Origin of the sequence: Frigoribacterium sp. CFBP 8754, from assembly GCF_014841815.1 — a bacterium.
Taxonomy (GTDB): domain Bacteria; phylum Actinomycetota; class Actinomycetes; order Actinomycetales; family Microbacteriaceae; genus Frigoribacterium; species Frigoribacterium endophyticum.
The window spans coordinates 55,623-68,263 of record NZ_JACYUO010000002.1; the positions used below are offsets into that span (position 1 = coordinate 55,623).

The following is a 12,641-nucleotide window of genomic DNA, read 5'->3' on the forward strand; positions in this document are numbered from 1 at the left end:
CAGGCGGGACAGCTCGCCGCGCGGCTCTCGCGGGTCGGCGGCCCCCAGGCGCCGTCGACGGAGCTGCTCGTCGCCACCGACCCGGACCAGGTGCTGTACCAGCTGGGGGCGCTCACCCAGCTGGGCGACCGGTGGCGCGGGGTCCTCGCCGAGGCGACGACGACGAGCGGCACGGTCGCCTCGCTGACCGCGCAGGCCCAGGTCGCGCGGGCCGAGGAGTCGCGGCTCGCCGACGAGGCCGCCGACCGGGCCGCCGACGCGACGGCCGCGCAGGCCGCCGCCGACGCGGAGGTCGCGTCGGCCACGACGCAGTCCGACCAGCTGTACGCCCAGCTCGCGACGCTCAACGACACCTCGGCCGAGGTCGAGCGGCAGTACCGGGAGGGCGAGGCGGAGAAGGCCGCGATCGCGGAGCAGGCGCGGGCGGCTGCGGCTGCCGGGGCTGCGGCNCGGCTCCGGCTCCGGCTCCTGCTCCTGCTCCTGCCCCCGCACCGGCCCCTGCCCCCGCCCCCGCCCCCGCCCCCGGGGGCTCGACCGCTCCCCCGTCCGGCGCCGTGAACGACCCAGCCGGCGCGAAGGCCTACGCCGCGAGCCAGGTCGGCACCGGTGCCGAGTACTCCTGCCTCGTCCAGCTCTGGAACAAGGAGTCGGGGTGGCGGACCACCGCGACGAACCCGTCGGGAGGCGCGTACGGGATCCCGCAGGCCCTGCCGGGTTCGAAGATGGCCAGCGCCGGCCTCGACTGGCGGACGAACTACCGGACCCAGGTCGACTGGGGCCTCAGCTACATCCACGGCCGGTACGGCACGATGTGCGCGGCCTGGGCGCACTCCGTCGCGAACAACTGGTACTGACGGGCGCCTCGGCGGCCCCGGAACGAGAACGGCCCCCCNCAGCGTGCGGTAGCGCTCGATGTCGACCTTGGACAGGTAGCCCAGGAGGCGACGGCGCTGGCCGACGAGGAGGAGGAGGCCACGACGCGAGTGGTGGTCGTGCTTGTGCTCCTTGAGGTGCTCGGTCAGGTCGAGGATGCGCTGCGTCATCACGGCGACCTGGACCTCGGGGGATCCGGTGTCGCCGGGGTGCGTCGCGTACTCTTCGATGATCGCAGTCTTGACTTCGGGTGCAAGGGCCATGTCTGGGATCCCCTTCCTCTTCGTTGCGCGGCGCCCGTCACAGGATGTGCAGGCTCTCTTGATCCGCGGCCGTTCTGACGGCAACCTGAGGAGCTTACCAGGCCGGGCTCTGCCGCGGCGACCGGCTGCGGCGACGCGACCGGCGACTCCTCGGCAGGACGAGGCCGACGACGGCCGCGCCGATCGCGGCTCCGAGGGTGTTCATCACGAGGTCCTGCGGGTCGGCGAAGCGCGTCGCCGACAGCACCGTCGCCTGGTACGACTCGATGGCCACGGTCGCGACGAGGCCGACCACGACGCCGACCCACCACGCCCGCTTCGGCAGCAGCAACGCCGGGAACATGCCCATCGGCACGAACATCGCGACGTTCGCGGCCGCCTCGACCCGGGCGAAGGTGATCCAGTCGGTCTCCTCGTGCCGGGCGGCGAGGTCGAGCACCCGCCAGAGCAGCTCGGAGGTGCCGTCGCCGTAGACGGTGGGTCGGAGGGTCATCCAGGCGACCCCGGCGAGGTACGCGAGGGTGGCGAGGAGGAGGACGGCGCGGCGCATCCCTCCATGGTGGGGCACCCCCGGCCGTGACAGCTGCCAGGCGGCCCAGGTTCATCCCTCGGACGGAGCCCGGGAGGCGCCTCCTAGGCTGGCCGGATGACCACCGCACCCGAGACCGTCGCCGACCTCTGGGCCCGGGTCGCCGAGCGCGCCGCGCCCCTGCCGCCGGAGTGGACGGCCGCGGCGGTCGCCGTCGGGGCGCTGCTCGTGCTCGTCCCGACGACCTGGCGCCTCGTGCGCCACGCGGTCACCGTCGTGCACGAGGGCGGGCACGGCCTGGCCGCGGTGCTCAGCGGGCGACGCCTCTCGGGCATCCGCCTGCACGGCGACACCTCGGGCCTCACGGTGTCGAGCGGGCCGCCGACCGGCCTCGGGATGGTCGTCACGCTGCTGGCTGGCTATCCGGCGCCCGCGCTCGCCGCGCTCGGGGCCTCGTGGCTGCTCGCCGCGGGGTTCGCGGCGGGGCTGCTCTGGGCGCTGGTGCTGCTGCTGGCGCTGATGCTCGTGCAGATCCGCAACTGGTTCGGGCTCTGGGTCGTGCTGGTCGGGGCCGCCGTCGTCGGCGGCGTGACGTGGCTCGCCCCCGTGGTGTGGCAGCAGTCGTTCGGCCTGGCGCTCGTCAGCGTGCTCGGCCTCGGAGCCGTCCGCGCCTCGCTCGAGCTGCAGTCCAGCCGCCGCCGCAGCGCCCGCCGCGGCGGGTCGACGCAGTCGGACGCCGACCAGCTCGCCCGCCTGACGCACGTGCCGGGAGTGCTGTGGGTCGGCGTCTTCGTCGCGGTGACGGCGGCCTGCGTCGTGGGCTGCGGCCTGCTGCTCTTCCCCGGCTGGCCCGCGCCGTAGGGCCCCGACCTAGGCCGGTGCGCTCGAGAGGGCGTGGACCGGCAGGCGGGAGGCGAGGCGGTCGCGCCCGGGCAGGCCGTCGAGCTCGAGCAGCACGGCGATGCCGACGACCTCGTAGCCCGCGCGCTCGAGGAGGGTGACGGTCGCCTCGGCGGTGCCGCCGGTGGCGAGCACGTCGTCGACGACGAGCACCCGGGTGCCCGCGGGCAGCTGGCTCGGGCGCAGCTCGAGGGTCGCCTCGCCGTACTCGAGCGCGTAGCTCTCGCTGAGCACCTCGCCGGGGAGCTTGCCGGCCTTGCGGACGGTGAGCACGCCGACGCCCTGCTCGATCGCGATGCCGCCGGCCAGCGCGAAGCCCCGGGCCTCGATGCCGGCCACGGCCTGGAAGGCGCCGTCGAAGGGCTCGCTCAGCGCGGCCGTCACCGTCGCGAAGGCGTCCGCGTCGGAGAACAGCGGCGTCACGTCGCGGAAGAGGATGCCCGGCACGGGGAAGTCGGGGACGACGGCGATCATGCGGTCGACCAGGGCGGAGGCGTCGGAGGCGGTCATCCGCACAACGCTACCGGGGCGGCGGGGCGGCCCCGTGCGCCGGGTCGACGAGCGAGCGTGGGGCCGGCCGGTCGGAGGCGCGGTGCAGGCCTGCGGGAGGCGCGGTGCGGGGCCCCGGAGCGCCTCCCGTGACGATCGTGTGAACTGTCGGGCCGATGTCGGGGGCCGGTGCGAGAGTGCAGCCATGACCCGCTTCATCGTGCCGCCCTACCTGCTCGACCACCTCGCCCGGGCCGACTCGCCGCGCCTCTCACGGGCCCCCGAGGCCGCCCGCCAGGGCCTGCGGCAGATGGAGGAGGTGCGGGCGCTCCGCGCGGCCGTGCCGCCGGCCCGGCAGGGCGCCGTGGCCGTCGACGGCCCGCTCGAGCGCACGATCTCGGACGCCGGGGGCACCGAGGAGCTGCCCGGCCGCGTGGTGCGCCGCGAGGGCGAGCCGCCGACGGACGACGTCGCCGTCACCGAGGCCTACGACGCCCTCGGGGCCACGCACGCGCTCTTCCTCGAGGCGTACGGCCGGTCGTCGATCGACGGCTCGGGCCTGCCGCTCGACGCGACCGTGCACTACGGGCTCGACTACGACAACGCCTTCTGGGACGGCCGGCGGATGGTCTTCGGCGACGGCGACGGCGAGGTGTTCCGCCGCTTCACGGCGTCGGTGAGCGTCGTCGGCCACGAGCTCGCGCACGGGGTGACGCAGTACACGACGGCGCTCGAGTACGAGGGGCAATCCGGGGCGCTGAACGAGTCGGTCAGCGACGTCTTCGGCGCGCTCGTCGAGCAGCACCTGCTCGGGCAGGCGGCCGACGAGGCCAGCTGGCTGATCGGCGAGGGCCTGTTCACCGACGAGGTGCAGGGGCGGGCGCTGCGCTCGATGGCCGCGCCGGGAACGGCCTACGACGACGACGTGCTCGGGAAGGACCCGCAGCCGGCCCACATGGACGACTACGTCGAGACGACGGAGGACGCCGGGGGCGTGCACCTCAACTCGGGGATCCCCAACAAGGCCTTCCACCTCGTGGCCACGGCCCTCGGCGGCCGCGCGTGGGAGCGCGCCGGGCAGGTCTGGTACGACGCGATCACCAGCGGCGACGTGTCGCCGACCTCGACGTTCGCCGAGTTCGCCGCCGTCACGGTCGCCGCCGCGGAGGGGCGGTGGGGCGCCGGGTCGAGCGAGGCCCGCGCGACGACCGAGGGGTGGCGCGGGGTCGGGGTGCTGCCCGCGGCCTGAGGCGGGGCGACGGGGCGCCGGGGCGGCGGGGCGGCGGGCACGCTCCCCGGCGCCCGGCGGGCGCCCTGCCCTTGCACTGCTGGCCCCGGGGCACCCGGGGTAGCATCGCGGCCATGATCGTCACCGTGCAGCGCACCGGCGGCTTCGCGGGCCTCACGCGGTCGTGGCAGGTCGACGTCGAGGCCGAGCCCGACACCGAGTCGTGGCTCGTGCTCATCGACGGCCTCCCCTGGTCGTCGACGCCGTCGACCGCCGACGGCGCGCAGCCCGACCGCTTCGTCTGGGTGATCGTCGTCGAGGCCCAGCCCGTGCGCGAGGCGACGCTGCCCGAGCAGCAGCTCACCGGACCGTGGCGCGAGCTCGTCGACCGGGTGCGCACGGTCGGGTCGGCCGTCGCACCGCACGCCGACGCGACCTCCGCCACGGGCGCCGGCGCGACCTCCACCACGGGAGCCGGTGCCGCCTCCGGCACGGGCGCCGGGGAACGATGAGCCCTTCCCGGCGGGCCCTCCTCCCCCTCGTCGCGAGCGCGCTCGTCGTCGTCGGCGGCGGGGTCGGCGTCGCGGTGGCCCAGTCGTCGAACCCCGCCCGCGTCGTCGGGGCCGAGACCGCCCCGCCGTGGCCGGTGCCCGACGTCGACGACCGGCCCGGGCGGGCTGAGCTCGCCGGCCTCGAGAACGTCTGGGGCCAGGACCTCGCCATGCACGTGCACAGCCACCTGTCGATCACCGTCGACGGCGAGCCGGTGACCGTGCCCGGCGACATCGGCCACGACTCGGGGACGAAGTTCGCGGCGCCGATCCACACGCACGACACGTCGGGGATCGTCCACGTCGAGTCGCCCCGCCGTGAGTCGTTCGTCCTCGGCCAGCTCTTCACGGAGTGGGGCGTGCACCTCGACCAGTCCGGCGTGGGCGACCTCGGGGGCGACGACGGGCGGTCGCTCACCGTGTTCGTCGACGGGAGCCGCTACGGCGGCGACCCCGCGGGCATCCGGCTCAGCGACTTCGAGGACGTGGCGCTGGTGCTCGCGCCGGCGGGCGAGGCCGTCACCGCACCTCCCGGGTTCACCTGGCCCGCCGACTACAACTGAGCCGGCCCCCTGCCCGACCCGACACGACGCCGACGGGGGCGACGGGGGCTGGTGCCGGGAGCCCCGACGGGGCACCCTGGGGGCCATGGACCAGAAGGAGACGCTGCAGCGCTACCTGTCACGCCAGCGGGGCGACCTGCTCGGCAAGCTCGAGGGCCTCGGCGAGCACGACGCCCGTCGACCGCTCGTGCCGAGCGGGACGAACCTGCTCGGCCTCGTCAAGCACACGGCCCTCGTGCAGCTCGGCTATCTCGGCGACGTCTTCGGCCGGCCGTCGCCGCTCTCGCCCGCGTGGTCGGACGACGAGGTCGACCCCGACGCCGACCTGTGGGCGACCGCCGACGAGAGCCGCGCCTCGATCGTCGACCTGGCCCGGCACTCCGCCGAGCACGCCGACGCGACGGTGCGCGAGCTCGACCTCGACTCCCCCGGCCTCGTGCCGTGGTGGTCGGCGGGCCGACAGGAGGTCACGCTGCACACGGTGCTCGTGCACCTCTGCGTCGAGACCGCCCGGCACGCGGGGCACGCCGACCTCGCCCGTGAGCTCGTGGACGGCCGCCTCGGCTCCGGGCCGGGCGACCCGAACGTGCCCGACCGCGACGCGGCGGGCTGGCGCGCCCACCACGACCGGGTCGCCGAGGCCGCCCACCGGGCGGCCGGGCTGGAGCAGCCCCTGCGCTAGCCGACGACGGTGAGGCGCTGCGTCGGGCGGGTCATCGCGACGTAGAGGCTGGCGGCGCCGCGGGCCGACGAGGCCCGCACGCCCTCGGGGTCGACGATCACGACGGCGTCGAACTCGAGGCCCTTCGACGTCGCGGGGCTGAGTACCGAGATCGGCTTGGTCAGCGACGCTGTGCCGGGGGCGACCTGCCCCGGGAACAGCTCGACGAGCCGGTCGACGAGCGGGCCCACCAGGCCCTGCGGGGCGATGACGGCCAGCGTCCCGGAGTCGTCGACGGCCCGGTCGGCGGCGACCGCCTCGACGCCGGCGGCGACGAGGGCGTCACGACCCGCGACTCCCCCTGCTCCCCCGGCTCCGACGGCGACCTCGCGGACGGGCCACTCGCTCGACCGGACGGAGCGGCTGGGCGTGATGCGCAGCCCCGCCTCGATCGCCAGCCGCTCGGCGTGGTCGACGATCTGGCTCGGCGTGCGGTAGTTGACGGTGAGCTCCTCCAGGCGCCAGGGCGCCGAGGTGCCGGCGACCGACGAGCCCCGACGGCGACCGAGCAGGCTCTGCAGCGCGACGTCCCACGAGGAGGCCGCGGCAGGGCTCGACGCCTGGGCGATGTCGCCCACGACGGTGAACGAGCGCAGCGGGCAGCGTCGCGAGAGCAGGCGCCACTGCATCGGCGAGAGCTCCTGCGCCTCGTCGACGACGACGTGGCCGAAGGCCCAGGTGCGGTCGCCGGCGGCGCGCTCGGCGGTGGTCATCGACGCGGCGCGCTCGGCGAAGCCGCCCGCGATCTGCTCGGCCGAGACCATGCCCTCCACGCCCATGTTCTCGATGGCGCGCTCGGCGTTCTCGATGTCGCGCTTGCGCTGCTGCTTGCGGGCCAGCCTCTCGGGGTCGACGCCGGCCTGGAACTCGCCCAGCAGCTCGGCGGCCTCGTCGAGCAGCGGCACGTCGGAGATCGTGAACTCGGAGCCGCGGGGCCGCTGCAGCAGGGCACGCTGCCTCGGGCTCCAGCGCTGGGTGATCGTCGCGAGCCACTGCGGGCGCGCGTAGAGGTCCTCGATCAGCTTCTCGGCCGACAGGGGCAGCCACGCGGTGTTCAGCAGCACCTTGACGTCGTGGGTCTGGCGGATGTCCTCGCGCAGCACGGCCTCGTCGGACTCGTCGACGGTCGTGCCGTGGTCGCGCATCTGCGCCACGAGCTGCCGGGTCAGCGCCGAGAGGGCCGCCTTGTTGAAGGTCACGCGGCCGACGTTGTGCTGCTTGCCGCGCTCCTGCGCCTTGCGCATCGCCTCGGCGACGAGCTCGGGCTGCACGACGAGCCGCTCGCCGTTGACGTCGATCGTCGTCGGCTGCGTCGGTCGCACCTGCCGCGACCGCACCGCCCGACGGATCAGGTCGGCCATCTCGGCCGAGCCCTTAAGGGCCGCGACCTCGGGCGCGTCGTCGGTCTGCGCCTCGACGCCCGGGTAGAGCCCGCCGAGGCTCGAGAGCACGACGCCGGTCTCGCCGAGCGACGGCAGCACCTGCTCGATGTAGCGGAGGAACGACCGCGACGGGCCGACGACGAGCACGCCCGACCCGCGCAGGCGGTCGCGGTGCGAGTACAGCAGGTACGCGGCGCGGTGGAGGGCCACCGCCGTCTTGCCGGTGCCGGGCCCGCCCTGGACGACGAGCACGCCGTCGAGGGGCGAGCGGATGATGACGTCCTGCTCGGCCTGGATGGTCGCGACGATGTCGGTCATGCGGCCGGTGCGCTGCGCGGTGAGCGCCGCCATCAGGGCGCCCTCGCCCTGCAGCTGGACGTCGTCGCGGTCGAGCAGCTCGGGGTCGAAGACCTCGTCCTCCAGGCGCGTGACGCGACGGCCGTCGAGGGTCAGGTGCCGACGGGCCCTGGCGCCCATCGGGGTCGCCGCCGTGGCCTGGTAGAACGCGCTGGCGCCGGGCACGCGCCAGTCGAGCAGGATCGGGTGGTGCTGCTCGTCACGGAGGCCGATGCGGCCGATGTAGCGGTAGCGGCCGCCCGTGCCGGGCATCGCCACGGCGTCGCCCTGGCCCAGCTCGTCCGGCTGCTCGAGCTCGAGGCGGCCGAAGGCGAGGCGCTCGTCGACGGCGCCGAGCTGCGCGATCGTGTCTTCGTAGAGGCGTGCGTAGGCGTCGCGCTCGCTGCGGCTCTGGTGGTTGCCGCCCACGGACTCGGCCCGGACGCGCTCGAGGCGCACGCGGGCGTCCCCCTTGAGCTCGTCGAGACGGGCGTAGAGCGTGCCCACGTAGGAGCGTTCGCGGTCGAGCTCGGATGATGTCACTGGCGGTCGCACCCCTCGGGAAAGTCGGCGCATCAGTCTACCGTCCACGCGACTCCCCCCGGCTCCACCCCCGGTGCCGCCGGGGCCGCGGGCACCACGACGAGACCGCACCGGCCCGGTGCGGGTCGGTGCGGTCTCGGGGTCGTGCGGGAGGCGCAGTGAGGGCCTAGAACTCCTCGTGCGTCTCCGGGTCGCCGTCCCACAGCCGGCCGCGCTCGAGGCCGCTGATCGCGACGACCTCGGCCTCGGTGAGCTCGAAGTCGAAGACGTCGAGGTTCTCGCGCTGCCGACCGGGGTCGGCCGACTTCGGCACCGGCACGGCGCCCAGCTGGACGTGCCAGCGGAGGACGACCTGCGTGGGCGTCTTCCCGTGGGCACGGGCGATCTCGGTGACCACCGACTCCGTCAGGAGCTCGCTCTGCTTGGCGAGCGGGCTCCAGCTCTCGGTGACGATGCCCATCCGCTCGTGCACGGCGCGGAGCTCGGCCTGCGGGAAGTACGGGTGCAGCTCGACCTGGTTGACGACGGGCACGACGCCCGTCTCGTCGGCGAGGCGCTGCAGGTGGGCCTCGGTGAAGTTCGAGACGCCGACGGAGCGGACGAGGCCGTCCTCCTGCAGCTTCACGAAGGCGCGGAACGCGTCGACGTACTTGTCGACCCGGGGCAGCGGCCAGTGGATCAGGTAGAGGTCGACGACGTCGACGCCGAGCGCCGCCCGGCTCTCCTCGAAGCTGGCCAGGGCCTCCTCGTAGCCGTGGTGGCGGCCGGGCAGCTTCGTCGTGACGACGAGCTCGTCACGGGGCACGTCGACGCGGCGGATCGCCTCGCCGACGGCGCCCTCGTTGCCGTAGTTCAGGGCGGTGTCGAGGAGGCGGTAGCCCGACTCGATCGCGCCGGCGACCTGCGCCGCGCCCTCGTCGCCGTCCATGCCGTAGGTGCCGAGCCCCAGCGCGGGGATCGTGTGCCCGTCGGCCAGGCCGACCGACGGGGCGGGACGCAGGGCCATCAGCTGACGCCGATGAGGTCGATGACGAAGATCAGGGTCTTGCCCGAGAGCGGGTGGCCGCTGCCGGCGGGGCCGTAGGCCAGCTGCGGCGGGACGACGAGCTGGCGGCGGCCGCCGACCTTCATGCCGGGGATGCCCTCCTGCCAGCCCTGGACGAGCGCGGCGAGGGGGAAGTTCACGGACTCGCCGCGGCTCCAGGAGGAGTCGAACTCCTCGCCGGAGTCGAACTCGACGCCGAGGTAGTGGACGTCGACGGTCGAGCCGCGCTGGGCCTCGGCGCCGTCGCCGACGGTGATGTCGCTGATCTCGAGGTCGGCGGGGGCCGGGCCGGTGGGAGCGTCGATCTCGGGCTTGGTCTGGGGGTCGTGTGTCATGCCTCCCATCCAAGCACCCGACCCCGGCACCACGGTGCGCGCGCGTGGACGATGATGGAGGCTTGTCCACTCCAGACCCCGCCCCCGAGACCGCGCCGTCCGAGGGCGCCCCGAAGGCCGCCGAGGCGCGCCGGCCGCTCTTCGTCGACACGACCCCGCTCCGGGCGAGCCCCGCCTTCGCACGGCTGTTCGTCGGCAACACGATCAGCGGCATCGGCACGCAGCTCACCCTCGTGGCCGTCGGGCTCGAGGTCTACGAGATCACGCGCTCGACGTTCTCGGTCGCCCTCGTGGGCGTGGTCTCGCTGGTGCCGATGATCCTCGCCGGCCTCTACGGCGGCATGCTCGCGGACGCCTTCGACCGCCGCAAGGTCGCGCTGGTCGCGGCCGTCTTCGCCTGGCTCTCGACCGGGGCGATCGCCCTGCACGCCTGGCTCGGCCTCCGTGAGGTGGTGCTGCTCTACGCCCTGACCTGCGTCAACGCGGTCGCGGGCACCATGATCGCGACCTCCCGGGCCTCGATCATCCCGCGCCTCCTGCCGGTCTCGCTGCTGCCCGCCGCCTCCGCCCTCAGCGGGATCGGCACGGGCCTGATGCTGACGGTGGGACCGGCGCTCGCGGGGATCCTCGTGGCCGGCGCCGGCTTCCCGCTGACGTACACGGTCGACGTCGTCCTGTTCAGCACCGCCTTCCTCGGCATCGTCACCCTGCCGCCGATCCGGCCCGAGGGCGAGACGCAGCGGCCGGGGCTCTCGTCGCTGATGGTGGGCCTGCGCTTCCTCCGCCGCTCCCCCAACATCCGCACCACGTTCGTGCTCGACATCGTCGCGATGACCTTCGGCCAGCCGCGCGTGCTCTTCCCCGTCGTCGGGGCCGTGGTGATCGGAGGAGGCGCGGTGACGGTCGGCGTCCTCACCGCCTCGTACGCCGTCGGGGCGCTGCTGAGCAGCGTGTTCAGCGGCCGCCTCGGCCACGTGCGCCTCCAGGGGCGCGCCGTGCAGCGGGCCATCGCGGTCTACGGCGGGTTCGTGCTCGCCTTCGGCCTCGTGCTGCTGCTCGCCCCCGGCCACGGGTCGGGCGGCCTGACCGAGGGCCTGGCCGAGGCCGACCTGCTGCCGCTCGCGGCGGCGGCGCTGGCGCTGGCCGGCGCGGGGGCGGCCGACAACGTCAGCTCGATCTTCCGCTCGACCATCCTGCAGGCCGCCGCGCCCGACTCCATGCGGGGGCGGCTGCAGGGCATCTTCATCGTCGTGGTGACCGGCGGGCCTCGGGTCGGCGACCTCTTCGTCGGGCTCGTCGCCGTGGCCGGCGTCGCCTGGCCCCCGCTGCTCGGCGGCGCGCTGATCGTGGTGCTGATGGTCGTCGCGGCCCGGCTCACGCCCTCGTTCGGCCGCTACGACGCCGCGCACCCGACGCCGTAGCCCCCGACGCCGTGGCGGCCACCACCGTGACCGCCCCGCCCCTCACCAGTGCGGCGGCGGGACCGGCCGACCCCAGGGGTCGGTCTGCGGCGCCGCGCCGCCGGTCTGGCCGCCCTGCCAGTACGAGCCCTGCCCGCCGCCGGCGGGCGGAGCGCCCCAGCCGGCCTGCGTCGGCGGCAGCTCGGGCCGTGGGGCGTGGCCCACGAAGGCGGCGGTCGGCGCCTGCAGGGCCGCCCGGCTGCGGGCGAGGGCCGTCAGCAGCTCGCCCTCGTCGCGCTGCGCCGACGGGTCGCCGCCACGGCTGCCCTTGACCATCCGCTGCCGGGTGAACGCGAGGCGCGTGGCGTCGGAGACGAAGCGCTTCATGGCCGGCCCCACCCCCGCCGCCGCCGCCCAGCGGCGGGCCCGTCGACGACCGGCCGAGGTCGAGAGCATCGCGACCTCGTCGGCGCTGAACCAGCCTACGGCCGCGTACTCCGCGAGACGGGCGTGCGTCACGCGCCGCTCGTTGCGGCGCAGGAAGACCACGAGGCCGATCATCGCCAGGAAGATCGGCACCTGCACGAGCAGGTAGTAGACGAAGAAGGAGTCGCCCACCACGACGAGCGCGCCGTTCCAGAGCGCGTGCAGCAGCACCGCGGGCACGAGCCCGAGGAAGAAGAAGCCGATCGCGCCGTAGGGGCCCGTCCGCCGGGCCGCGTAGCCGAGCGCGATGCCCGTGCACGCGGTGTACATGACGTGGGCGAACGGCGACATCAGGGCCCGCACGACGAAGACGAAGACCAGCCCCTGGCTGCCGCTGAACAGGTCGTCGGTCACCTGCACCGCGAAGTACTGGATGTTCTCGACGAACGCGAACCCGGCCGCCACGGTCGCGGCGTAGACGATGCCGTCGACCGGCCCGTCGAAGTGGCGGCGGAAGATCCACAGCACCAGCAGCACGCCGAAGCCCTTGGCGGCCTCCTCGACGATGGGCGCCTGGACGACCGCGCCGAGCACCTCCGACCCGCTCGAGGCGCCGATGCCGACCAGCGACTGGACGGAGCCGACCACGAGGTCGACGATCAGGGCCGTGCCCACCGACACCGCGCCTCCCCACGTGAAGGCGAAGAGCAGGGCGACGCGGGGCTCGGGCTCCCAGCGGTCGACGAGCCAGATGCCGGTCAGCACGATCGCGAGCGGCACGAAGGCGAGCACGCTCGCCGCGACGATGACGGCCGGCTGCAGGAAGAGCAGGAAGTAGACGACCACGGCGAGCGCGAAGACGCCGATGACGGTGAAGCCGACCGCGAGCGAGACGGTGCTCGCCACGCGGCGTCGCGGGGGCGCCTGGGTGAAGACGGGCTGCACGGGGTACCAGACCGGGTCGGGGTTCGAGACCACGGGGCGCTGGGGGTCGTGGGGCCAGGGCTGCTGCCCACGAGGGTCGGTCCAGGTCATGGCACGACCCTACGCACCCGGC

12 protein-coding genes and 1 pseudogene are annotated in these 12,641 nt (G+C 74.7%); 6 read left to right on the plus strand and 7 right to left on the minus strand.

All coding sequences use genetic code 11. The features are described from left to right. Positions 1-893: 893 nt before the first annotated feature. A pseudogene (gene rpsO / locus IFT72_RS06735) lies at positions 894-1,136 on the minus strand (30S ribosomal protein S15); the annotation flags it as partial. A gap of 94 nt (positions 1,137-1,230) precedes the next feature. After that, positions 1,231-1,686, minus strand: coding sequence for a VanZ family protein (locus IFT72_RS06740; protein ID WP_185232983.1), 456 nt, complete (start codon positions 1,684-1,686; stop codon positions 1,231-1,233). 96 nt (positions 1,687-1,782) lie between these two features. Here IFT72_RS06740 and IFT72_RS06745 point away from each other — a divergent pair, with 96 nt between their 5' ends. Beyond that, the gene (locus tag IFT72_RS06745; RefSeq protein WP_192045959.1) at positions 1,783-2,526 is read left to right on the plus strand and encodes a M50 family metallopeptidase; all 744 of its coding nucleotides are present in this window, start codon (positions 1,783-1,785) and stop codon (positions 2,524-2,526) included. A 9-nt stretch (positions 2,527-2,535) separates the two neighbouring features. Here the strand turns inward: IFT72_RS06745 and IFT72_RS06750 are convergent, their stop codons facing one another. Then, positions 2,536-3,075 (minus strand): adenine phosphoribosyltransferase, encoded by a 540-nt coding sequence (locus tag IFT72_RS06750; RefSeq protein ID WP_056056260.1) that lies wholly within the window; start codon positions 3,073-3,075, stop codon positions 2,536-2,538. Between the two features lie 184 nt (positions 3,076-3,259). Here IFT72_RS06750 and IFT72_RS06755 point away from each other — a divergent pair, with 184 nt between their 5' ends. From IFT72_RS06755 to IFT72_RS06770, 4 genes are all read left to right on the plus strand, one after another. Beyond that, the gene (locus tag IFT72_RS06755) at positions 3,260-4,303 is read left to right on the plus strand and encodes a M4 family metallopeptidase (protein ID WP_192045960.1); all 1,044 of its coding nucleotides are present in this window, start codon (positions 3,260-3,262) and stop codon (positions 4,301-4,303) included. 113 nt (positions 4,304-4,416) lie between these two features. Beyond that, a complete protein-coding gene (locus IFT72_RS06760; protein WP_192045961.1) occupies positions 4,417-4,794 on the plus strand; it encodes a protealysin inhibitor emfourin in 378 nt (125 codons plus the stop codon). Further along, positions 4,791-5,396 carry a hypothetical protein gene (locus IFT72_RS06765; protein ID WP_192045962.1) on the plus strand — a complete coding sequence of 202 codons (606 nt, stop codon included), beginning with the start codon at positions 4,791-4,793 and terminating at the stop codon, positions 5,394-5,396. Before IFT72_RS06760 ends, IFT72_RS06765 begins: the two co-directional genes overlap by 4 nt. 85 nt (positions 5,397-5,481) lie before the next feature. After that, entirely contained in the window at positions 5,482-6,078 is a 597-nt protein-coding gene (locus tag IFT72_RS06770) for a DinB family protein (protein WP_192045963.1), read from the plus strand. On the opposite strand, the gene IFT72_RS06775 is transcribed toward IFT72_RS06770, so the two are convergent. From IFT72_RS06775 to IFT72_RS06785, 3 genes are all read right to left on the minus strand, one after another. After that, on the minus strand, positions 6,075-8,411 hold the full coding sequence (locus IFT72_RS06775) for a UvrD-helicase domain-containing protein (RefSeq protein WP_192045964.1): 2,337 nt from the start codon (positions 8,409-8,411) through the stop codon (positions 6,075-6,077). The two genes, IFT72_RS06770 and IFT72_RS06775, sit on opposite strands and share 4 nt — an antisense overlap. A 133-nt stretch (positions 8,412-8,544) precedes the next feature. Further along, a complete protein-coding gene (locus IFT72_RS06780) occupies positions 8,545-9,384 on the minus strand; it encodes an aldo/keto reductase (protein WP_192045965.1) in 840 nt (279 codons plus the stop codon). Continuing rightward, positions 9,384-9,758 carry an FKBP-type peptidyl-prolyl cis-trans isomerase gene (locus IFT72_RS06785; RefSeq protein ID WP_192045966.1) on the minus strand — a complete coding sequence of 125 codons (375 nt, stop codon included), beginning with the start codon at positions 9,756-9,758 and terminating at the stop codon, positions 9,384-9,386. The genes IFT72_RS06780 and IFT72_RS06785 overlap by 1 nt, the downstream gene beginning before the upstream one ends. A 62-nt stretch (positions 9,759-9,820) precedes the next feature. On the opposite strand from IFT72_RS06785, the gene IFT72_RS06790 reads away from it, so the two are divergent. Continuing rightward, positions 9,821-11,179, plus strand: a complete 1,359-nt coding sequence (locus tag IFT72_RS06790; protein WP_192045967.1) for an MFS transporter — start codon at positions 9,821-9,823, stop codon at positions 11,177-11,179. A 42-nt stretch (positions 11,180-11,221) separates the two neighbouring features. On the opposite strand, the gene IFT72_RS06795 is transcribed toward IFT72_RS06790, so the two are convergent. Further along, positions 11,222-12,619 carry a PrsW family intramembrane metalloprotease gene (locus IFT72_RS06795; RefSeq protein WP_192045968.1) on the minus strand — a complete coding sequence of 466 codons (1,398 nt, stop codon included), beginning with the start codon at positions 12,617-12,619 and terminating at the stop codon, positions 11,222-11,224. Between the last annotated feature and the right edge of the window lie 22 nt (positions 12,620-12,641).

Excerpts from the sequence above, each read along its gene's own strand:
- IFT72_RS06760 (WP_192045961.1), top strand. The coding sequence starts at position 4,417 with ATGATCGTCACCGTGCAGCGCACCGGCGGCTTCGCGGGCCTCACGCGG.
- IFT72_RS06755 (WP_192045960.1), top strand. The coding sequence starts at position 3,260 with ATGACCCGCTTCATCGTGCCGCCCTACCTGCTCGACCACCTCGCCCGG.
- IFT72_RS06765 (WP_192045962.1), top strand. The coding sequence starts at position 4,791 with ATGAGCCCTTCCCGGCGGGCCCTCCTCCCCCTCGTCGCGAGCGCGCTC.
- IFT72_RS06780 (WP_192045965.1), bottom strand. The coding sequence starts at position 9,384 with ATGGCCCTGCGTCCCGCCCCGTCGGTCGGCCTGGCCGACGGGCACACG.
- IFT72_RS06745 (WP_192045959.1), top strand. The coding sequence starts at position 1,783 with ATGACCACCGCACCCGAGACCGTCGCCGACCTCTGGGCCCGGGTCGCC.
- IFT72_RS06740 (WP_185232983.1), bottom strand. The coding sequence starts at position 1,686 with ATGCGCCGCGCCGTCCTCCTCCTCGCCACCCTCGCGTACCTCGCCGGG.
- IFT72_RS06750 (WP_056056260.1), bottom strand. The coding sequence starts at position 3,075 with ATGACCGCCTCCGACGCCTCCGCCCTGGTCGACCGCATGATCGCCGTC.
- IFT72_RS06775 (WP_192045964.1), bottom strand. The coding sequence starts at position 8,411 with ATGCGCCGACTTTCCCGAGGGGTGCGACCGCCAGTGACATCATCCGAG.
- IFT72_RS06770 (WP_192045963.1), top strand. The coding sequence starts at position 5,482 with ATGGACCAGAAGGAGACGCTGCAGCGCTACCTGTCACGCCAGCGGGGC.
- IFT72_RS06785 (WP_192045966.1), bottom strand. The coding sequence starts at position 9,758 with ATGACACACGACCCCCAGACCAAGCCCGAGATCGACGCTCCCACCGGC.
- IFT72_RS06795 (WP_192045968.1), bottom strand. The coding sequence starts at position 12,619 with ATGACCTGGACCGACCCTCGTGGGCAGCAGCCCTGGCCCCACGACCCC.